Below are 21,678 nucleotides of genomic sequence, written 5' to 3' on the forward strand. Positions count from 1 at the left end.
TCAAAATAGATTCGCTTTTTTTATCTCCTAATAACTTAAAAATTAAACTGAAATAGAAAAAGGAATTAATTATTCGGATGATAGTAAATGTCTTAGTGATTTCAATGTATATATGACAAATCAATTTGTATTTATTTCATTGATAGGATTTTACATAATATTAATTTTTTGTGAATTATTAATCTGAAAATAATTTGATTTAAAGTATTATTCATACGAAATGAATACCTTTATGTAATTTATTTGATTTATAAGATAGTTAAGCATACCAAATCAAAACATAAAAGCTCATTATTGATTGATATTTTATAAAGTTGTATTAATATGTGTCATAAAATAATATCAAAATATAATTATAAATAGAATAAGGGAGGACTATGTAAAAAAGTAATAAATACAAGTTCATGAACTGTTTTTGCACGTAAATACATGCTAAAGAAACCAAAACTATTAAATTGATCAAGGAAATGAGAGGGAGATACTATGGGGAATAAATCAAAGTATAAAACCAAAAGAATACTAGTAGCTACTGCAACATTAACTATAATTGCTTCTGGAATGGCTTCTTCATCAGATGTCTTTGCAGAGGAAACGCAGCAACAAAAAAAATTATCGACATCACTGCAAAGTGAAAAATCAGTTAAATCAGAAAATAGAACATTTACAGTCCCAGGAAAAGGGGATGTTGAGATACTGAAACAACAGGAAAGAAAAAGTATGGCATTTAGTCCATATGAACCAACTGGTTTATATGCAAAGCCAAATGAACAAATAACGATTAATGTGGAAGGTAATCAAGATATTCAGGTATATATTGGAACGTATTCGTATGATGCTTCTTGGAGAGAAGATTCAAAGATAAAATCATTTACATTAAAACCTGGTATAAACACAATCCAATCTCCAAATGGGGGGATGATTTATTTTTATAATAAACAACAAGGGGGTACCATTCGAACAACAATCACAACAGGTGGAACGACTATGCCTTTCTTTGAACTAGGAAAGCATACGAAACAAGATTTAATAAACATGCTGGACCAGTATCCTAATGCACATGCAGTGGAGTTAAAAGGCGAACGTGTATTAATTACGGCCAGCCCTGCACGTGTTAAGAAATATTTGTTGGGTTCTAATACAGATCCTGTACAACTCTTAAAAAAGATGGATGAAGCTACTCGAATTCAAGACAAAGTAGCTGGATTATCTGAAGAACAAGTAGATAAACATTATGTTCATTACGTAGAAGAAAATCATTCTCCTGATTATTATATGTATGCAACTTCTTATCGAACAGCATATGTAGGAGATGCAATCCAATACGTGCTAGATATTAATAAATTTGTAACAGATGGCTGGGGCCCTTGGCATGAGGCAGGACATTTGAGACAACAATCGCCCTGGAAGTTTTATAATATGACAGAAGTACAAAATAATATATACAGCCTTTCTGTAGAAAAAGCATTTAATCAACCATCCAACTTAGAGAAAAGTGGAATTTATCCAAAAGCATTTCAATATCTAGAACAAGGGAATAAAAATTATGATGAAATTAGCGATGTTTTTGTAAAGCTTGTTATGCTTTGGCAACTACAGTTAGCGTATGGAGAGGATTTCTATCCTAAATTGCATCAATTGTATAGAGACATGCCTTCAAGTGAACTTCCACAAACCGATGAAAATAAAAAACAATTATTTATGATTTCAGCATCAAAAGTAGCCAAACAAAATTTGATTCCTTTCTTTGAGAAGTGGGGATTACGTCCAAATAACGATACCATTCAAAAAGTAGCTGCATTAGGATATCCTATTTTAACAGCAGAGATTTGGAAGGGGACGGATTCTAATCCAATTAAACCAGATATACCTAATGTAAATAATATTTTAGAAGGAAACCAGTTTGCATGGTCGCTGAAAGGGATTGGAGATTTTGAATTCGCAAAAGTAAATTTAAATAAATCAACAGAAGAAATGCAAATTGATTTAAAAGCAGGTGTACCACATAACTACTTTGATAGTACATATGCAAGTATTAAAGTGCAAAACACATCAGGTAAAGTGGTCTATAATAAAGAGATTTATGGAAACAAACAACAAAATGCTGAATCGCAAAAAGTTTCGGTCAAGGTAGGAGACTATATAGAGTTAACACATCTAGAAGGTGTGCATAGAGCTACTCTCACAAATGTAGATAATAGTAAACAAGAGAGCTTTGGAAAAAAAGCCATATACGAAGTTACAAAAGAAGGTCTAAAGAAAGTAGAAAAAATGCCAGAAACAACAGTTTTAGATGGAAATCAATTTGCATGGTCATTAAAAGGATATAGTGATAGAGAAATTGCAAAAGTAAATTATGATAAAACAGTAGAAGAGATGAAGGTAAAACTAGAAGCAGGTGTACCCCATTCCTACTTTACTAGTACGTATGCGAGTATTAAGGTCCAGAATGCTTCTGGCAACGTTCTGTACAATAAGGAAATCGTGGGAAATAAACAACAAAATGCTGAAAGCCAAACTGTGCCCGTTAAAATAGGGGATTACATTGAACTTACTCATATAGAAGGGGAAGCAACAAAGGAAAAGACGCGAGCGACTTTAATTAACCTTGAAAATAACAAAAATGAAACCATTGGAAAGACAGCAAGATATCAAGTTACAAAAGAAGGCCTGAAGAAAGTAGAAAAAATGCCAGAAACAACAGTTTTAGATGGAAATCAATTTAACTGGTCTTTAAAGGGATATAATGATCGAGAAATCGCAAAAGTAGAGTATAACAAAGCAACAGAAAAAATGCAGATTAAATTAGAAGCGGGTATCCCCCATTCCTATTTTACTAGTACGTATGCAAGCATTAAAGTTCAAAACTCATCGGGCAATATATTGTACAATAAAGAAATTGTAGGAAATAGACAACAAAATGCTGAAAGCCAAACCGTTCCAGTTAAGGTAGGGGATTATATCGAGTTTACTCATATAGAGGGAGAAGCACAGAAGGAAAAGACCCGTGCCACACTTACTAATCTTGAGAATAGTAAACAGGAATTTGTAGGCAAGAAAAAAACATATCAAGTTACTCCTACAGGATTATTAATAAAATAGATAAAAAGGATGTCTAAAAAAATAGAATTTTTTTAGACATCCTATATCACTATTAAAAAATGCTAATTATTAATAGTGATATAGGATGAATTCTATAGCCCACTAACTATTATATATACTCAAAAAATCAAGTTATAGCTAATGTTCCAAGGATTGACACATCTATTCTTAGTTAATCATGTTATACTTTTCACAAGTGAAATGCTACAATATCAAATCCTAGTTTTATGACATCCTTCTGTTGCCACGGTTTATAAAAGGTCAATTCCAATGGGATTGACTTTTTATAGTTGTAGCACAAAGTTATAAACGCCCATATTTATTATAAGATAAATGTTGTAATTTCACGTACCGTATTTATGAATGTATAAATAATTACAATATGAAGAACTAAGGTATATGATTGTGATTTTTTTCACAAATATATACCTTAGTTCTTCAAAATTATTTCAAAAGGAGGTTATAAACAATGAAAAGAATTATAACACTGAGCACTTGTAAACTGCAAGATACTATAAAACATGGTGGGTGTGGTGCATGTCAGACATCTTGTCAGTCTGCTTGTAAAACCTCATGTGGAGTTGCAAATCAAAAGTGTGAAAATACAATAAATAGATAGGAAACAAGTAGTATTGTACTCAGTTATATTTTATATGGGCGGCAATCTTTATGAAAAAGGAGTTTGATTATCCAGTATGATTCATCAATATAAATTAAATGGATACAATATCGTATTAGATACTTATAGCGGTTCGGTACATGTCGTTGACGATCTTGCTTATGAAATAATTATGCTATATGAGAATACTCCTATGGTAGAAATCCTGTCAATGATGCAGGAAAAGTATAAATATGATTTCCACGTTTCCGAGAAGGAAATTCGAGAAACAATTGCAGATATTGAAGAACTAAAAAGAGATGGGAAGCTTTTTACCGATGATGATTATAAGGACCTTTCAATTGATTTGATAAATCGTCCCACTTATGTGAAGGCTCTTTGCCTTAATGTTGCGCATACATGTAATCTGTCGTGTGAATACTGCTTTGCTAGCCAAGGAAAATACAATGGAAATAGGGCCATCATGAGTTATGAAGTTGGAAAAAGAGCCATCGATTTTCTATTAGAAAACTCAGGTAATCATCAAAATCTCGATGTTGATTTTTTTGGTGGGGAGCCACTCATGGCGTGGAAGACTGTCAAACAGATTGTCGCCTATGCAAGAAATAAAGAAAAAGAGTACAAAAAAACTTTTCGTTTTACCTTTACTACAAATGGTATGCTGCTTAATGATGAAATTACTGACTTCTTGAATCAGGAAATGCACAATGTTGTATTAAGCCTTGATGGAAGAAAAAAAGTTCATGATTATCTACGTAAAACTGTCAATGGGAAGGGTAGCTACAATCATATTGTTCCAAAGTTTCAGGAATTTGTTGAGAAGCGTGGAGATAAAGAATATTATGTACGTGGAACCTATACCCATAATAATGTCGATTTTACCAATGATATTTATCACATCGCTGATCTAGGTTTTAATAAGATATCAATGGAACCCGTTATCTGTAATCCAAGAGAACCATATGCGCTCGGTGAAGAAGATCTTTTGGAAATTTACAATCAATATGAAATTCTCTCGAAGGAAATGCTAAACCGTGAGGAAAAAGGAAGCGGTTTTACTTTCTATCATTACATGCTTGACCTTTCAGAAGGTCCATGCGTTCAAAAAAGAATTTCTGGTTGTGGTTCTGGGACTGAATACCTTGCTATTACCCCATGGGGGGAGATATTTCCTTGTCATCAGTTTGTTGGGGAAGAAGAATATAGTATGGGGAATATCTGGGATGGCATTACAAAAACAGAGATACAGTCTCAATTTAAGAAGAGTAATTGCTATTCAAAAACGGAATGTCAGGAATGTTGGGCACAGCTTTACTGTAGCGGCGGTTGCCCAGCTAATACAATACATGCAACGGGTTCCCTTAAGGGAACACATGAGTTCAGCTGTAAAATCTTCCGCAAGAGGATAGAATGTTCTATGATGGTTAAAGTAGCTCAATCCATTAGAGCTATGAAGAAGGAAGAACAAGCCATAGTTCAGTAAATACAAAAGTGCACAAGCGTTGTTATAGCATAAATTTATAAAGATAGTTACAAACAAAACTTCTTTAGTGCAATTTAGAATAAATGAGTTTAAAAGAAGATAGCCATTTTTAAGGGCTATCTTCTTTTGTAAAAAATATATAATTTATTCAATTATTTTTTCGATAACAGGCATAACAGCGATTGGTGGAATAGAGTGAGTCCATCCTACGGAAAATATATTTAGTTTTTCACCTACGCTATAGTTATCTTTGCTAGTAATAGGAACACGTAAAATTTTATTCTGAGAAGCTAATTCCCACCAATTATTTTGATAAGAAAGTGCCTCCTCTTTTGTATTAGTGTCAGCTACAACCAAATAATTATCATCTGCAGAAATAACATATCCAGTGAAAGGTATTTGTATTCTTACTTCTTCTTCCTTAATAGGAGTAGGATTACTTATAGAATCTGCCGAAGTAGGAGTTAATCCGAAAGCTAATCCACATCCTAGCGTCAGAGTGGTAACCACTGTTACTAATTTTTGTTTTTTTGAAAACATAATATAAATCCCCCTTATATTTTATCCGTACACCATCACCTTTCTATTTTTTTATATAGAAAGCCTTTTTAAATCCCTACATTTAACAATTATGTCACAAATAATCCATTATTTTTTTGAATAGGTATTATTTAAAGATAATATATGTTATAATTCACCAAATTAACTATTAATTGTACCTTTATCTTCTAGTGAACCTATATTTTTGAAAAGAATGATAGCGTTATCTTTTGTAAATGTTCCTATTTGCATGATTACCTAATTTTTATGTACAATAAAGAAAAGAGAGTTTCTTAGACAGGAAGAGGAAAGTCATGACCAAGTCATTAGTAAATTTACGAATTGATTTTGCTTTTAAGCAATTATTTGGGACAAGTGGTAGTGAGGATATTCTTATCACATTTTTAAATGCCATGCTAAAGAATTCATTAGAATCACCTATTATGTCACTACAATTAGAGGATCCACATTTACATCGAGAACACGAGGATGATAAATTATCAATTTTAGATGTCTCAGCCACATTAGACACAGGTACTAAAGTAAACGTAGAAATTCAGCTGAATAATAATCACGACATGATTAAACGAAGTTTGTATTACTGGGGTAAATTATATACTTCACAGTTACAAAAAGGGATGCCTTACAGCTCTCTTAGTAAAACAATTACTATTAATTTGTTAAACTTCGTACTTTTTCCCGAATATGAGGAATTTCATACAACGGGAAAGCTATGGAATGTACAACAGCAAAAGCAGTTTAGTGATGATATAGAGATTCATGTTATAGAGCTTCCTAAATTAATGGAACAATGGCGGGAAGAGAAGGTTAATCCGTGGGAAGATTCATTTGTTCGTTGGCTGTTATTACTTCCGGCAAATGAAGATGAACACTTAACTCAAACATTGGAGGACATTGCGATGAATCAAGATCCGATTTTACAAAAAGCAATGAATAAGTGGGAGCGAATGAGTCAAGATTCGACTTTCAGACAAGCCTATGAAGCGAGGGAAAAAACCCTAATGGATGAAGCTGCAAAGTTTGCTCATGCAGAGGAGCAAGGAATCAAAAAAGGTATTGAAAAGGGTATTGAAGAAGGGAAAAAAGCCGAGCGTATACAATTGGTATGTGGTATGTATAAAAACGGAATGTCTGTAGAGGATATTGCGAAATTTACGAAGTTACCTATAGAAGAAATAAGAGAAATTATCCAATTATAAATAAAAAAGAACACCTACAGCATTTTTAGGTGTTCTTTTTTATGATCAATAATGCCCATAATTATTAGTTGATGTATCGTCAGGAAAATAAGAATTTACAACATTAAATATTTTTTAAAGAACTATACATGGATGCTACGCTAAATACATGCTCTATATTCCATCATAATATTGTTAATAATTGTTTGGACGGGCAAAATCTCTTTGACTTCATTTACTCGTGCACCTGCGAAAACAAGACCATTTTCACAATCACCATCCATAGAGGTTATCAAAGAATCTAGCGTGCAGAAACGATAAGAACAGTTTTTTAAGCAATTTATACACTTTTTTATTTTTATTTTTTTATTATTATCAGCTATTAATTTAGTAAAGTTATTTTTTACCGCACGACCTTGGAGACCGACAGTTGTTTTGACTAATATAGTATCTTCTAATCGAGCATTTATATATTTTTCCTTAAAGGATAGTGGTGCGTCACACTCATTACTTGCAACGAATCTTGTCCCCATTTGCACACCAGATGCACCCATTTTTAAGGCACGAGCAATATCTTTCCCGGTCATAATTCCTCCAGCAGCAATTACGGGAATTTCGACTGCTGCAACTACTTCCGGTAAGATATCGAATAAAGGTCGCTCGGTACCCAGATGTCCTCCTGCTTCATGCCCCTCTACTACAACAGCGGCTGCACCCAATCGTTCAGATAATTTAGCGAGTTTGGCTGAGGAAACTATTGAAATAACTGGTATGCCGGCATTTTTCCCCCAAGTATACATATCTCGCGAAATGCCAGCACCAGATATGATGAAATCAACTTTTTCCTCAATGGCTGCTTTCATTTTTTCAGCAAAATCATTCATTGCAAAAAGGACATTTACTCCAATATAACCAGTATTCCGAATCTTTTCTTTCGCCTTCCTAATATGCATTCTCATTTCATCTATGGAAATACCAGTTCCTGATATTATCCCAATTCCTCCAGCATTTGCAACTGCAGATGCAAGTTTACTTAATGAAATGCCTACGCCCATTCCTCCCTGTAGAATTGGGACCTTTGGCATCATATGCCCGATTTTTAATTGTGGAAAGTTCAAGTAAATACCCCATTTCATTAATGTTATTAGAGTAGATCTGTTAAACCCCTTCAGTTTAACACGGTGTTTGGAACAAACACAGGAAATTAATACCTACTACTAGTAGTTTGTGATGTTTTTTGGTGGTTTTCACAAAATGTTCGAATAGTGCGCTATAAATTTTAGAATAATATCAAATGTATATTAAGGCTTCTGGATAAAAAACAACGAAATTTAGAATTTCTAATAAAAATGTCTTTAAAGAATTGATTTGTCAAAAATGAAGTGGGATGTAATCATTAATTATTTTAAGCGGGGATATGAACAGAGCTAAATAGAAATTTATCTCCTTTTTAATAAAAGTAATTTTTGTATTATAAGTGTTAAATAATCAATAGTTATAAAGGGAAAAATCTATGTTTTTAGTAATCTACACGATTGGATTAGAGACAATTAGATGTGTAGTACATTCTAGAAGTTTTAAATATCAATATTCCAAAAATCCTGATAATCAATATGCTTATCAAATTTTTTTAGTATTCTAATGATTTTAGTTGCAGATGTTAAAGTGGGAATACGATCCTTTTTATTTGCTAAATCACTTATCAGAGATTTACTTAATCCAGTTCTTTGTACAAGCCATTGTTGTTTGATTCCTCTGTGATCTAAATAATCACCAAATGGAGTTCTTTTTTTTCCTAGACCAAACATAAAGAATCCCTCCTAATTAAGAATGATGTATAAATAGCTTGTACAAAATTCCATAAATTTAAACTTTTGTCCATAAATATGGAATTATAATTTAGAACAAAGCATAGAATAATATAAATATAATGAAAAAATATGGAATAATTTTGAGGAATCTAGCATTCATAGTAATAGCTACAAGTTGCTGATACACTATCCTAATGGCAACTTGTTGCAAAGGGTATTACTAAAATAAAAAAATCTGAAACTCCTTATGCCAGAAGGGGTTTCAGATTTTTTCTTTTTTAGGTCTTTGATTTGTAGATAAGTATTTTATAGATTATGATGCATAATATGGCGAATGAGTAGAATGGATTAGCCGCTTATATAGTTTGATCGACCTTGTCACTAAGAAAATAGCTCTGTTTTAGATATGATGAAAGGAAATACTAACAAAAAATGTGAAATAAACAGATCAAATAATGGACGTTTAAAAATTTAGCCGCCTTTCGGTGGTTTTTTATTTGTGCTTACCGTGTGGGGACTAGATGTATTGGGAGTGGTAAATGTGAAGAAGAAAAATAACCACATTGTTATTCCATGAAAGAGGCTTATTTTCCAGTTATAGTTTTTCATCCTATACTGTGGTTATAAATGGAAGGTGTTATCCCATGTTTGTATGCATTTCCCTAGTTAATCAAGTTGGTGACTAAATTTATTCTATTAGTATTTCGTTTGTCCTCATTCACTATTAAATGGACTACTTCTTATCAATCTTCAAAATAAATTAAGTATTTTAACTTGTATTCCAGTTTTTCTTACCTATTTTAACGAAACACCACATATACACTCCAGATAAGCCCTAATATCTCTAGATAAACTCCAGATAAGCTTCATATAGACTCTAGATAACCTATATAAAATACAAATTATCAAGGAGGTAAGGAAAAATGAACTTTATGAAACGTGCAATTCTCAGTATGAAAAAAAGAGTCGGGACATCATTAATTTTGATGGCGGTCTTTCTGATTGTTACAAATTTAGTATTGGCCGGATTCGCAATTCAAAATGCATCAAAAAAAGCTGCGGATGCAGCAAGAAAAAAATTAGGTGCAGATGTCACTTTAGGTCTTGATTTTGATAAATTAGGTCAACAAACTAGGGAAACTGGAGAGATGCCTAAGCCACCAAAGCTCAACATTAAAGAAGCAGATCAATTAGCGAAGTCCAAGTATGTAAAAGATTATAATTACATAACCAATACTTTCGGAATTTCGGATGGATTTAAACTAGTAGGTGCTTCAGAAGGAGAAGATGAAGGAAAAGGTAGAGTTGGAATGGTGGCAGCAGCGGGTGGATCAGGTTCGGGCTCAGAAATAGATATGAATTCTTCTCTTATGATAGAAGGAGTTCGTAAAACTGTATTACAAGAAAATTTTAAAAATGGAAAAAGTAAAATCATTGATGGGAAACCAATTACAGAAAAGATGAAAGATCAGAATGTAACTTTAATGGAAAAACGATTAGCGGAACAAAACAATTTGAAAGTAGGAGATAAGATTAAAATTCAATCAGGGGATAAGAAGCAAACTCTTGAATTTGAAATTATTGGTATTTATGAAACAAATGAGCAACCAATGGGTCAGCATGCTCCTCCTATGATGGATCCAGCTAATAAGCTATATATGCCTTACTCTACTTTAAAAAAATTAGAAACAGATGACGGTATGGGTAATAGTTTTCAAGCCGTGTACTTCTTGAACGATCCACAATACATTGATGGATTTAAAAAAGAAGCAAAAAAATCTGATATTGATTTTAATTATTTTAAGTTAGATGCACATGATTCGTTGTACAAACAAATGATTGGTCCTATCGAAAATATCGCTTCTACTTCTCAAATGATTATCTATATGGTATCTATTGCAGGTGCAATTATCTTAGGATTAATTATTATGTTATCGATTAAAGCACGTCGTAAGGAAATGGGAATTTTATTGTCCATTGGAGAGAAAAAATGGAAACTGATGGCGCAGTTCATAGTAGAAGTAGTATGTATCGCTATTTTAGCATTTGGATTATCTCTAACAACAGGAGCTAAAGTTTCTCAATTCGTAGGGGATAATTTACTTTCGAGTGAAGTTGCTACAGCAGGCGAAGAAACAGACACTTCACAAAATGGGGCTGTAATGGTGGCTGGACCAGGTGGAACTGTACAAAATCAAAAAGAGGATCCAATAGATAAAATTAACGTAAGTGTAACAGGAGAAGACGTAGGGAAAATGGGAGGGATTGGACTAGCTATTGCTATATTAGCAACTATTTTGCCAGCATTATATATTCTACGCTTAAATCCAAAACAAATTCTTTTAAAAGATGAATAAGGAGGCTCGATATGGAGACGATTTTACAATTTAAAAACTTAGATTATTATTATGAAAGTAACGGAAAAAAAGTAAAGATACTAGATAATGTTAATTTTTCTTTTCAAAAAGGGCATTTCTACACGATTTTAGGACCATCTGGATCTGGTAAAACCACCACGCTTAGCTTAGGTTGTGGGCTTGATATACCTAAAAATGGTTATGTACTTTATAATGGCAAGGATATTCGAAAAATTGGTTTGGATCGATACCGTAATCAAAATGTATCCGTAATTTTCCAATCCTATAATTTAATTACCTATATGACTGCCATTCAGAATGTACTAACGGCAATGGAAATTACAGGTGTAAAGGTGAAAAATAAAAAAGCAAGAGCATTAGAATTATTAGAGAAGGTAGGACTCACAGAAGTAGAAGCGAAAAGAAATGTCTTACAACTAAGCGGTGGACAACAACAACGTGTAGCAATTGCCCGAGCACTATCTTGTAATGTTGATTTATTGATTGCGGATGAGCCGACAGGAAACCTTGATGAAGAAACAGCAAATGACATTATTGATTTGTTCCAGGAGCTCGCTCATCAAGAAAATAAATGTGTAATTGTTGTAACGCATTCTCAGGAAGTTGCAAAAAAATCGGATCGAGCTGTTTATTTAAGTCAGAAAAAATTAGCAGTAAAAGATGCACCTAGCATCTAAAAAACAAATACCACGACTAGAAGAGTGTGTGGGGTATGGAAATCGTGAAAATGATAAATAACTAGTTAATTATTTTCCGAAAAAATATATGATTAATTTAAAAAGGAATGGAGATAAAAATCTCCATTCCTTTTTAGATAGATAATTAAACCTTATTTAACAGCCTCTTTTAAAGCTTTTCCAGCTTTAAATCCAGGTACTTTTCCTCCTGGGATATGCATTTCTTCGCCCGTTTGGGGATTGCGACCAGTACGTGCAGAACGCTTACGTACTTCAAATGTACCAAATCCAATTAACTGTACGGATTGCTCTTTTTGAAGAGATTGCGTAATTTGATCTAGGATAGCTTGTACAGATACGGTAGCCTCTTTTTTAGTAAGTGATGTTTTCTCAGATACTTGGTTAATTAGTTCTGTTTTATTCATTATGAACCTCCATTAAATAATATTTGTTAATTTAATTTTATAGTATAGTATGTTTTCAAGAAAGGGAAACTTCTATATAAATATAATATAAAAAATGAAGATACTTTTAGAGTTTTGTATGGGGGATTAGGTAATCTATACAATATAAATAGTTAAATAGGGGGGATTGTATTGTAGAGAAGATACAGGCTACCCATTTGCATAATTTTAAACTAGAAATAAAAATTAATTAATTGAAGTAGTAACACTTAATTATAAATTTAAGAGGAAATAGACCCAAACAAAAAATTCACACCTTTTAATTAAAAGTGTGTGAATTTCTTGTTTTGGGTGCTTAAAATTTTTAAGTCAATGATTAAACGTCGGAAATTAAGTTATATATTAGACTTCTCAGCAATATTAAACATATATGGCGTAAAGATTAAAAAGAAACCCAATATCACCATCAAAGAATTTAATGAAAATAAAGAAGAGTTGTTAATGAAAGATGATCCAAAAATAATTACAAAAGTCATACCAGTTCCACGCAAAATAGATTTAAAAGAAACAGAATTTGTCATCATTTCAAATGATTTCAATTGTAAATTTTGAATTGATTTAGCTACTTTGGTTTTCGTGTTCAATCCTTCTTTCTAAAAAATAAGGTATATACTATATTCATTGTATTCCTGGGTGTTTTGAAATTCAAATTTTTATTTTTGTGTAACAAATCAGTGGGTATTAGGAAGCAGGGTAAATTGCTTTATATGTAGGAGGGAACCGAAAGATATCTATATCTTCTTTAAGATAATGACTTAGCTTTATAGAAAAAGAAGAACGCTTTCTCTTAAACTGAATCTCTCTAATTTCGACTTGATAGTAATAGGATTTTCTCTTTAATTTAGTGAAGAAATAGACGTTCTCTTGTATGAAAAGAAGCGAGCTTGATATAATCTATAAAATTAACCGATTGTACTTGTAAATAAAAATAGCATGATAGCAATTGATAAAAACAGGTATATTATATAAATTGTCAGCAATATATATCATCCCTTTCTATTGATATACGTATCATACAAACATAATCTGTAGTATATATGGAGTTTATGGGTAGTTAGTGTAATGATTATTATAATAATTTTTTAGTTGTGAGAAAGAATAGGAGAATCAACTATTACTTATTGATTTTATATCGTTATTTTAAGAAAACAGAATGTGTTTTACAGTCAGTTTTTCTATGCTATAAGTATCATTAAGATACGGTAGTTACTGCTCATTGGTCATAAGTAGTTATTTGAAATCAAGAAGGAACGCCTTTACTATAAATAAATTATATATAGAAAGGTGATATGATTATGTATTTATATGAAAGTAACGGGGAACGAAACCAAGAAATGTTATTTTCTATATAATGTGTTTCCGCGAATAAAGTTGAAATAAATCAATTACCAACATGGAATGAAATTGTAGTTATTGTACTTTTACTTTTAGGACGTTCAGCGGTTTGTTAATTTGTATTTTAATTATTTTTATAAAATAAAACATTTTAATCTAAATATGAATTGTTTCCAAAAACAAAAAAGAATCTAGTGGAATTTCTAGATTCTTTTTTATTTTATAATCCTAAAGATATGTCACATGAAATTTTTTTAAGTTCACTGGATTCTTTATTTCCTTTAATATAGCATACCTGGAGAGACTGCTCTTTTGATACATAAGGTAATTGAACTTCTTAAGCCGAAGGAGGGATAAAGAAATCCTTTAAAAAATTTAATTGGTGATAGCATATACTTTTACTGTAAATGGGTGATTCACACCACTTGGATTTGCGATATAATATTTAGAATTTGTATCTGCTGCAGTCCTGGACTCATTTGAAATATTGCTCCAACTAACACGATCTAGACCCAGAGAAACATCGACCATAATATTGAAAGAGATACTGTCAGAAGTCTCTCCCTGGGTAGGTTCAATAATCCATTTTAAACCGATTGTCCCTGGGGGTAAATTATTTATACTAAAGTTTTGGCTGGATCGGTTCTTTTCTCCAGGCAATGGCTTAGAGTCAGAAGAAATTTGGGAAATTAATATCTCTTTTTCATTAACGTTTATCCCATTTAATTTAATGATACTATCTATTAAACCTGGACCTGGAAAATCAGCTGCAATGATACCAGAATGTCTGATACCACCTTGTAGTATGAAATCTGTCCCCATTGTATTCATTCCACCATAAAATACTTGACCGTTTGTATCACGAGGGAAGTCTTTCCATTCATTTGTTGTGTTTTTTTGAATTAACTGTGGGTTACTACCAGTATCTCGATTTTCCTTTCCACTTGCAACAAACCAAGGATAATAATTATTCCATAATGCTGTAGCGCCACCTGTACCACTAAAATGGTTGAGATAGATATGATTATTGTTAGAGTCGTTATTTGCCTTTAGAAGCTGGTTTTTTACTGCACTCCATTTTTCATACATTCCATCCGGTCCAGCGCTAACTTCAAAATTATCTTGGATATTTAATGATTCATAATTAATACCGTATTCTTGAGATGCTGCGAAGTTTTGTAGTATTACAATTTTTCCGCGGATATCTCCTAACTTAGGGTTATTTCTTTCTGAAAATGGAACAGAATTAGGTTCCCAAAAGTAGGACACATTACGGTCTTTATAACTTTTAAATATCTCCTCGAATGACTGTGAGCCGTTCTCTGGATCAGTTTCCTCTTTTAAGCGCATTAAAATTGTTTCATGAGGGTTGTCTCTTAAAAATTGGATTGTTTCTTTTAATACATCTTCAAACATTGCTTTTTGATTTACAATACCATGCTGCATGGCAAAAGAATTTTTCACACGTTTCACACGCATGTCTACATACCGTATTCCTGCATTGAACTGCTGAGGTAGGGGCATTGTTTGATTTCTTGTCAAATTCTCATCAATAAAACTCGCTCCATGTAAAGCCATAGAACCATGAGTACCTGGAATAGATAATTCGCTTATTCTTTTTGTATCTTCCAATTTTGACATCCAGTTTGGATTTCGATAACCTAAATCGGAGTCATATGAATAACCTGAATGTCTATCAGCAAATACTATTGAAGTTGTACATAAACTCGCTAGTGTAAAACAAGTAAGAATCCCGAATTTTAAGTGTTTTATAATCTTTATTTTCTTCATTATATCTCTCCTGATTTTAAACAGATTAGTCTTATATAATAATTTAGGTGCTTTTACCATATGCATAAAGTCCAGCATGAGAATAATAGACTGTATTAATTTGAAAATTTAGTTTTTATAAATAGTGCCAAATTTATAATAGGTACCAAAAGGTTTGTAAAGTTAAAAAGAAAGTAAGTCAAATAAGATAATATGTTAGCTACCATCAGATTTACTATTTTCATTTGCCTTAAAATATTGTGTTAGGTTTAAAATTTAGAGTGGGATATTCTCATTTAGATTTGCTCAAAAGCCATCGTGCACTGGGAACATAAGTTTAGAAATGTAATCATAAAAGGGTGGAAAGGCCAAAATAATCATGTGCAAGTTTAGTGAAATGATGACAAAGTATATTATCATACTTCATGTACTTTATAAGGCATACAATTCAAATCTAATATTATACAAAGAAAACAGAAGTCTTAAACTAGACGTCTGTTTTCCGAAGTACAATGAATTATTAAAATTGGTAATGTTTACATAATTATTAATGTAAATTTTTATTTGTTAAGATATTATGTGACAAAATTATATGAATTCCATATCTGAGATCAAAAGACTTTTGGGGAGAGTCTCTCTCTTATTACTGCATTGAATTTAGAAATGGATTTGTTACATATAATATCATTTTAGAAAAACTTACGAATAATACTTCTCTGTAACCCTAAATAATGCCTGTAAGCTTATTTCTCATTAAAGCTTAAACTAACTGCAGTAGCAATAGATTGTCCTGCATGTTCCCAACTACCATCGATAACTTTTCCAAGTTGTTGACCGAGTGAATTTAAATCATTTGGATTAACAGGAATTCCGTTATATGCAGCAAGAATTGATAAAAGTGGAGCTACAATCGGTGTCCAGCCCCCTCTATCAATATGGAATTCGAATCCCGTTACCTCACCATCTTTTTTTGTGAATTTATAGTAAAGTTGATCATCTGGACGGAAGCTTAAATGATGAGAGATTTGTCCGTATACATCTTTACCAGCTGCACCTCGATCCACAACTTCAATTTCTTTTACATTAAATTCATGCTCAAATACTTTTATTTTTTTACTTCGGGGCCATTTAATGCAGCTTGAACAGCCGTTTCTAGATTACTTTGTGCAAACGGTTGAATACTAACTTGTGATTCCTGTTGTTGGATAGGAGCAACTGTCTCAGCAGCAAATACTGATGTTGTAGGTAATGCAGCTGTAGCTAATGTTGCAGCCAGAGCAGTTGCTGTAATGATTTGCTTCTTCATAATTTTACTTCCTCCTTTTTAATATATGATAATTAACTATAAATTACTGACAGATAAATTATTTCTATACATAGATAGAAAAACATTATTGTGGGTAATGGAAGTTAGACTGACAGATAATTTATATGATAATAGTATCAATATGCATTTGATTTCTCAATTTTCAGTCAATGTATTCAATACTAACCAATTTTAAGTAAGTTTTAGAAGGTAAATCTCTAATAGCAATCTACAAACATGGTAATATTAGAGTGAAAATGCAATGATAATAATAAAATATTTTATGATTATCAAAAAAAATATAAAAAATTTCACATATATTTTTATTTTTATATTATTTTTATTATAATGTATAGAAATTAACATGTTTATGTAAATTAAAAATGAAGAATATTAAAATAATCGTTAAAATTAACGAAATGTTCAAGGTTTCAATCTCAAAATATGAATATTAGTTATATAATCATTTTAAAGGGATAATTCACCCTTCCTTTAATGTTGTTGTTTACAAGTCTATAGTTCCAATGTGTTGAAGCTACGATAAAAAGAACTTGTAATTATATATTACAAGTTCTTTTTGTTTTGATTTTTTTGAAAGGTACCTTAACTAGTTATGTTTATCATATTTTATTAAGAGAACGGTAGAATTCTATCGGAAGCATATGTACATTATCGTAAAATAAATAGTAATGTGTATATAAACTAAGTGATTCTTAATCGTATTCTAATAACAAAAGGAAAGACCAACTAAAAATATAGTTGGTCTTTCCTTTAAGTTGGTGTAAAAACAAATAAATAAAAGATAGGTGAGAATTAATGCTGCTAAGCAGTATTGATTCTGAATTAACTATAACACACTTCCTAAGAAGTAGTTGTGTCGGTTGATTGAACATTCATCCTTCCTTTTTTAACAAATAAGTATCTAAAATACATCACTTAATTGACAAGGGATGCATTTTAATCGAGACATAGATCAATGCTCAAGATTTAGAAAGTAAATAACGAAATGTTCGAAGTGACAGATACCTGCTAATATCGACGTATTTACCAGCTTTCTTAGTAGGTTTTGTCAGTAGTTCCTACGCTGAGAACTGAAGTATCTTGTGCGTTGACGTAACTTCGATAAGTATGGGACGATAAAACATATTTTTTAAAATGCCCCTTAAACTAATTATAAATCTTTTTTTGCATATATCTTCAGTGAAATTATCATTGATATAATGCTAATAACTATTGAAATGAGACAAGGCATCCATGCCATGATAATTGATGGAAATGGAAGAGGGAGTGTAAAATTTAGATGGCTCAACTGAATTTCTTTTATAAGAGTAGGAGCTACAAAAGGTGTCAAAAAGACAACAATAAAAGAAATCATTTTTGTTTTATCAAAACCAAATTTAAATTGGAAAGGGAGTAATATTCCAAACAAAATACTAACAACTAAGAATGTTATTCCGAGAGCGTTTATACTAAGATTCTCGATACCAGATGGTATAATAATTGAAATTATCATTCGAATAATTGAGGCACAAAGAAAAACTACCAATAGAAAGAGATATTTTGCTTTTACAAAGGCACTTCTAGTATATGGTGTTGCACAAAGTAAAGCTGCTCCTTTGTATTGGTCTTCGAATTTCGATATTGTACCAAACAAAATATGCTCCATAAAAACTACTGTTAAAAGAAAACCAATAAGTCCACCATCGTTGAGGTGTAACTGAGTAGAAAGATAGATTGGTGCAATAGCTGCGAAAACGAGTAAAATAAAAAAATATCTTTTTACTAATAGTATGTCTTTTACAACAAGATTAATAAGCATATGTATTTCCTCCAATATAAGAAAGCATTATATCTTCTATAGTTGGTCTTTCCATCAAAACACCAGGCATAAGCCGGCACACATCATCTATTTTATGAGTAATCCCTTCAAATCCATATTTAGTTTGACTCAAATTCAAAAAGAGTTTTTCTGTTTGATTATTAATCAATTGATTATCACCTTTTACTAATGCATGTGTTTCCACTAGTGCATCTTTTTCTTCATCAATTAATATTTGACCATCATCTATCAAAATAATCATGTCTGCTATTTTATCTAGATCTGAGGTAATATGAGTAGAAAAAAAGACACTCTTTCCTGGTTCTTTCATAAAATCTAGAAGTATGTCTATTAGTTCACTTCGAACCAATGGATCAAGTCCACTTGTGGGTTCATCCATTATTAATAGATCTGCGTGGTGGGATAAAGCTAGAGCAACTGCAAATTTCATTCGCATTCCTTTGGAGAGGGTAGAAATTTTTTGTCCTAGATTTAAATTAAATCGTTTAATATACTTTAAAAAAACTTGCTCATCCCATTTAGTATAGGAAGGGGCGATTATATTCTTCATTTCTTTTAATGTTAATTCATCGTAAAAGTACCCTTCGTCTAACACGACACCAATTTTATTTTTGGATTTTCGTTCATGTTTATCTATATCCTTTTCTAAAAAATTAATTTTACCCGAATCTTTGAGTACGAGCCCGAGGATAGCTTTAATAGTAGTAGTTTTCCCAGAACCATTAGTACCAATAAAACCAGTTATACAGTCCTGGTTAAGTGAAAATGTCACGTCTTTTAATGAAAAATTCTCATAAGCTTTGTTTAGATTCTTCACTTCTAACACTGCATTCATTCTTCATTTTCCTCCTTTAAGATTAAATCTAACATCGAATAGAGTTCCTCATTATGGATTCCAATACTTCGAGCCATTTTGCACACTTCTGTCAATTTTACTTCAACCATATGACGCTTAGATTCCATTAATAATTCCAAGTTTGTAGATGCTACATAAGTACCTTTTCCAACCCTGGTAACGATAAAACCTTCGGATTCTAGTTCCGCATAAACTCTTTTTGTGGTTAACATACTTACATGTAAATCATTAGCCAATACACGGATTGATGGTAATTGTTCACCTTCCGTCAATTCATTATTAAATATAGAATCTTTAATTTGTTCCTTTATTTGTTGATATAAAGGTTGATTTGATGCATTATTTAAAATAATTTTCATTTAAATACCTCTCAATCGACAAGTGTGACTGTCTATGATGCACACCATACACACCATACACAGTTAAGATTATAAGTTATTGAAAATGGTTTAACAAGTTATCTTGTTATAAAGTTCACAAAATTTTCATTTTAGAAAAATCTATAACGAAATCCTCATATAAATTTCTTACTTTTTTTATTAATATAATGCTAAAATCTTAAGTTTTAGATACTGGGGCAGAAGAGCTTAAATGGTGGAATTATATTAATGACTTGTGAGACATATGAAAAGGAGTAATAAATATGTAAAAATGGGGGGGAAGGATAGATGAAAACAAGCTATTGCTTCATTGCTGAAGTTGCTAGCTTGTTTTCATCTATAAAACTTTGTTTTTTAAAATATTTCTAGTGAACCTTTCAAGAATGAAAGGAATTGAAAAATAGAGATAAGATAATTGATGTGTAAAATAAAAGAGAAGAAATAAGATAACTATTGCTAATAGCCTAATCACTTTAAAAATAAATAGAATTTTTTTTGCTTGCATAAATATCCTCCTCTAAAACCTTAAATTCATTTTTAAACCAATAGCATTTTTTACTGTTTTTCTATTGTTATTAATCGTGCCAATTAGTTATTAGATATTTCTCCCATCAAGAAAATATAGTTTGCTGTTTATCAAGTTAAGCTTTCATTTTAATTAAGTTATGTCTAATAATATTAAGCTTTATTTATATATCCTCTGAATGAACTTTTTATATATTTATTTGGATATAAATCATTAATCATTGCGTATGGGCTTCCATTCCAGTATCTTACTACAGGTGTCCATAGTCTATGGCTTTTAAGCCACTGCATTGTGTATTGCTGTAATAATTGATTATCTGTCAGCTTTTCTTTTTCTTCAATTGTCCACCGTAATGCATCTAGCGCTTTTTCTCTCGTCCAAAAACCACTAGGTGTCATCTTAAATTCCCATTGTTTAAATTGATTTGGATATAAATCATTAATCATTGCATATGGACTATCATTCCAATATAATTGGCAGGCTCCACGCAATCCTGATTGGGCTAACCATTTATGTTCGTATATATTCTTCAATTGATCCAGATTTAATTTTTCTTTTTCTTCAATTGTCCATTTTAGTGCTTGTAATGTTTTTTCTTTCGTCCAAAACTTATTAGGAGCCTTATTAAATTCCCATTCTTTAAATCGATTTGGATATAAATCATTAATCATCGCATACGGGCTTCCATTCCAAATCACCCTTAGAGGTGCACTTAGTCGATGTTCAATTAACCATTTTTGCCCATAAATTTGCAAGAGTTTTTGTGGTGGTAATTTCTCCTCTTCTTCAATTAACCATTTTAATAATTGTAGGGCCTTTTCTTTCGTCCAAAAATTTAATGGTGTCATTCTAAATTCCCATTCTTTAAATTGATTCGGATATAAATCATTAATCATCGCATATGGACTATTATTATATTTGTGCTTCAATACACCACGTAATCGATACTTTGCAATCAATTTGTTATTCCAATTCTGTTTTATCTCTTCTTCATTCCAATTCAAAATTTTTGTTACTAAATACTTTGTTACTCTTCTGGCCAATTGATTATTTCTATCTAATTTCCAAGTATTTGGTGGGAATCTATTTCTTTTTCCATTTAATATCTCCTGATAGATGTCCTCTATAGTATTAGTGTTCGTCTGCATCTTAAAACCTTCTTTTAATTGTATATATAGTTAAAAAGATTTAAAAGTTAGGACTTTCGTCCGAACTATTAAAAATGTAAACTTTGTCTTAACTTAGAAAATATGATGCTTAATCAAATCATAGTAATGTAAAATAAGAATTACCTATAGAAAATATATAGTCTAGGGCAAATGAAAGAATAGATTTGTAAAATATAAATTTCAATTCATAAAAGACATCAATCTGAAAAGAAAGATGTCTTTTATT

At 31.5% G+C, this 21,678-nt stretch carries 16 protein-coding genes and 1 pseudogene; 7 read left to right on the plus strand and 10 right to left on the minus strand.

The features are described from left to right. The first annotated feature begins 483 nt into the window (after positions 1-483). From HMPREF1014_RS24050 to scfB, 3 genes are all read left to right on the plus strand, one after another. The gene (locus tag HMPREF1014_RS24050) at positions 484-3,099 is read left to right on the plus strand and encodes a putative mucin/carbohydrate-binding domain-containing protein (RefSeq protein WP_000527244.1); all 2,616 of its coding nucleotides are present in this window, start codon (positions 484-486) and stop codon (positions 3,097-3,099) included. Between the two features lie 469 nt (positions 3,100-3,568). Continuing rightward, positions 3,569-3,718: a six-cysteine ranthipeptide SCIFF gene (gene scfA, locus HMPREF1014_RS24055; protein WP_000821352.1), complete on the plus strand. Its 150-nt coding sequence runs from the start codon at positions 3,569-3,571 to the stop codon at positions 3,716-3,718. A 76-nt stretch (positions 3,719-3,794) separates the two neighbouring features. Then, positions 3,795-5,201: a thioether cross-link-forming SCIFF peptide maturase gene (scfB, locus tag HMPREF1014_RS24060; protein ID WP_000581826.1), complete on the plus strand. Its 1,407-nt coding sequence runs from the start codon at positions 3,795-3,797 to the stop codon at positions 5,199-5,201. A gap of 144 nt (positions 5,202-5,345) precedes the next feature. Here the strand turns inward: scfB and HMPREF1014_RS24065 are convergent, their stop codons facing one another. Continuing rightward, the gene (locus tag HMPREF1014_RS24065; protein WP_000491771.1) at positions 5,346-5,741 is read right to left on the minus strand and encodes a DUF3221 domain-containing protein; all 396 of its coding nucleotides are present in this window, start codon (positions 5,739-5,741) and stop codon (positions 5,346-5,348) included. Positions 5,742-6,055: 314 nt separating this feature from the next. Between HMPREF1014_RS24065 and HMPREF1014_RS24070 the strand changes: the two genes are divergently transcribed. Continuing rightward, positions 6,056-6,961 (plus strand): Rpn family recombination-promoting nuclease/putative transposase, encoded by a 906-nt coding sequence (locus HMPREF1014_RS24070; RefSeq protein ID WP_000167466.1) that lies wholly within the window; start codon positions 6,056-6,058, stop codon positions 6,959-6,961. Positions 6,962-7,101: 140 nt separating this feature from the next. Here the strand turns inward: HMPREF1014_RS24070 and HMPREF1014_RS24075 are convergent, their stop codons facing one another. Together HMPREF1014_RS24075 and HMPREF1014_RS24080 are read right to left on the minus strand one after the other, a co-directional pair. Beyond that, positions 7,102-8,076, minus strand: coding sequence for an NAD(P)H-dependent flavin oxidoreductase (locus HMPREF1014_RS24075; protein ID WP_000871005.1), 975 nt, complete (start codon positions 8,074-8,076; stop codon positions 7,102-7,104). A gap of 441 nt (positions 8,077-8,517) precedes the next feature. Continuing rightward, positions 8,518-8,748 carry a helix-turn-helix domain-containing protein gene (locus HMPREF1014_RS24080; protein ID WP_000467331.1) on the minus strand — a complete coding sequence of 77 codons (231 nt, stop codon included), beginning with the start codon at positions 8,746-8,748 and terminating at the stop codon, positions 8,518-8,520. A gap of 926 nt (positions 8,749-9,674) precedes the next feature. On the opposite strand from HMPREF1014_RS24080, the gene HMPREF1014_RS24085 reads away from it, so the two are divergent. Continuing rightward, positions 9,675-11,108, plus strand: a complete 1,434-nt coding sequence (locus HMPREF1014_RS24085; RefSeq protein WP_001010235.1) for an ABC transporter permease — start codon at positions 9,675-9,677, stop codon at positions 11,106-11,108. 11 nt (positions 11,109-11,119) lie between these two features. Next, the gene (locus HMPREF1014_RS24090) at positions 11,120-11,806 is read left to right on the plus strand and encodes an ABC transporter ATP-binding protein (RefSeq protein WP_000447832.1); all 687 of its coding nucleotides are present in this window, start codon (positions 11,120-11,122) and stop codon (positions 11,804-11,806) included. A 152-nt stretch (positions 11,807-11,958) separates the two neighbouring features. Here the strand turns inward: HMPREF1014_RS24090 and HMPREF1014_RS24095 are convergent, their stop codons facing one another. Then, on the minus strand, positions 11,959-12,231 hold the full coding sequence (locus tag HMPREF1014_RS24095) for an HU family DNA-binding protein (protein ID WP_001043922.1): 273 nt from the start codon (positions 12,229-12,231) through the stop codon (positions 11,959-11,961). 321 nt (positions 12,232-12,552) lie between these two features. Between HMPREF1014_RS24095 and HMPREF1014_RS31395 the strand changes: the two genes are divergently transcribed. After that, positions 12,553-12,822 (plus strand): hypothetical protein, encoded by a 270-nt coding sequence (locus tag HMPREF1014_RS31395; RefSeq protein ID WP_000498950.1) that lies wholly within the window; start codon positions 12,553-12,555, stop codon positions 12,820-12,822. Between the two features lie 1,158 nt (positions 12,823-13,980). On the opposite strand, the gene HMPREF1014_RS24105 is transcribed toward HMPREF1014_RS31395, so the two are convergent. From HMPREF1014_RS24105 to HMPREF1014_RS24130, 6 genes and pseudogenes are all read right to left on the minus strand, one after another. Beyond that, positions 13,981-15,396, minus strand: coding sequence for a phosphatidylinositol-specific phospholipase C (locus HMPREF1014_RS24105; RefSeq protein WP_000721291.1), 1,416 nt, complete (start codon positions 15,394-15,396; stop codon positions 13,981-13,983). Between the two features lie 722 nt (positions 15,397-16,118). Further along, positions 16,119-16,681, minus strand: a pseudogene (locus HMPREF1014_RS24110) (methyltransferase). Positions 16,682-17,852: 1,171 nt separating this feature from the next. Further along, positions 17,853-18,500: an ABC-2 transporter permease gene (locus HMPREF1014_RS24115; protein WP_000906775.1), complete on the minus strand. Its 648-nt coding sequence runs from the start codon at positions 18,498-18,500 to the stop codon at positions 17,853-17,855. Further along, positions 18,490-19,356 carry an ABC transporter ATP-binding protein gene (locus HMPREF1014_RS24120; RefSeq protein ID WP_000994766.1) on the minus strand — a complete coding sequence of 289 codons (867 nt, stop codon included), beginning with the start codon at positions 19,354-19,356 and terminating at the stop codon, positions 18,490-18,492. The genes HMPREF1014_RS24115 and HMPREF1014_RS24120 overlap by 11 nt, the downstream gene beginning before the upstream one ends. Further along, complete coding sequence (locus HMPREF1014_RS24125) at positions 19,353-19,736, minus strand: GntR family transcriptional regulator (RefSeq protein ID WP_000691660.1); 384 nt, start codon at positions 19,734-19,736, stop codon at positions 19,353-19,355. The genes HMPREF1014_RS24120 and HMPREF1014_RS24125 overlap by 4 nt, the downstream gene beginning before the upstream one ends. Before the next feature lie 699 nt (positions 19,737-20,435). Next, entirely contained in the window at positions 20,436-21,431 is a 996-nt protein-coding gene (locus HMPREF1014_RS24130) for a DUF4046 domain-containing protein (RefSeq protein ID WP_001194341.1), read from the minus strand. Positions 21,432-21,678: the final 247 nt, after the last annotated feature.

Origin of the sequence: Bacillus sp. 7_6_55CFAA_CT2, from assembly GCF_000238655.1 — a bacterium.
GTDB lineage: Bacteria > Bacillota > Bacilli > Bacillales > Bacillaceae_G > Bacillus_A > Bacillus_A cereus.

Coding starts and splice junctions, on each gene's coding strand:
- scfB (WP_000581826.1), top strand. CDS start 3,795: ATGATTCATCAATATAAATTAAATGGATACAATATCGTATTAGATACT.
- HMPREF1014_RS24115 (WP_000906775.1), bottom strand. CDS start 18,500: ATGCTTATTAATCTTGTTGTAAAAGACATACTATTAGTAAAAAGATAT.
- HMPREF1014_RS24050 (WP_000527244.1), top strand. CDS start 484: ATGGGGAATAAATCAAAGTATAAAACCAAAAGAATACTAGTAGCTACT.
- HMPREF1014_RS24065 (WP_000491771.1), bottom strand. CDS start 5,741: ATGTTTTCAAAAAAACAAAAATTAGTAACAGTGGTTACCACTCTGACG.
- HMPREF1014_RS24070 (WP_000167466.1), top strand. CDS start 6,056: ATGACCAAGTCATTAGTAAATTTACGAATTGATTTTGCTTTTAAGCAA.
- HMPREF1014_RS24090 (WP_000447832.1), top strand. CDS start 11,120: ATGGAGACGATTTTACAATTTAAAAACTTAGATTATTATTATGAAAGT.
- HMPREF1014_RS24130 (WP_001194341.1), bottom strand. CDS start 21,431: ATGCAGACGAACACTAATACTATAGAGGACATCTATCAGGAGATATTA.
- scfA (WP_000821352.1), top strand. CDS start 3,569: ATGAAAAGAATTATAACACTGAGCACTTGTAAACTGCAAGATACTATA.
- HMPREF1014_RS24085 (WP_001010235.1), top strand. CDS start 9,675: ATGAACTTTATGAAACGTGCAATTCTCAGTATGAAAAAAAGAGTCGGG.
- HMPREF1014_RS24105 (WP_000721291.1), bottom strand. CDS start 15,396: ATGAAGAAAATAAAGATTATAAAACACTTAAAATTCGGGATTCTTACT.
- HMPREF1014_RS24075 (WP_000871005.1), bottom strand. CDS start 8,076: ATGAAATGGGGTATTTACTTGAACTTTCCACAATTAAAAATCGGGCAT.
- HMPREF1014_RS24120 (WP_000994766.1), bottom strand. CDS start 19,356: ATGAATGCAGTGTTAGAAGTGAAGAATCTAAACAAAGCTTATGAGAAT.
- HMPREF1014_RS24080 (WP_000467331.1), bottom strand. CDS start 8,748: ATGTTTGGTCTAGGAAAAAAAAGAACTCCATTTGGTGATTATTTAGAT.
- HMPREF1014_RS24125 (WP_000691660.1), bottom strand. CDS start 19,736: ATGAAAATTATTTTAAATAATGCATCAAATCAACCTTTATATCAACAA.
- HMPREF1014_RS24095 (WP_001043922.1), bottom strand. CDS start 12,231: ATGAATAAAACAGAACTAATTAACCAAGTATCTGAGAAAACATCACTT.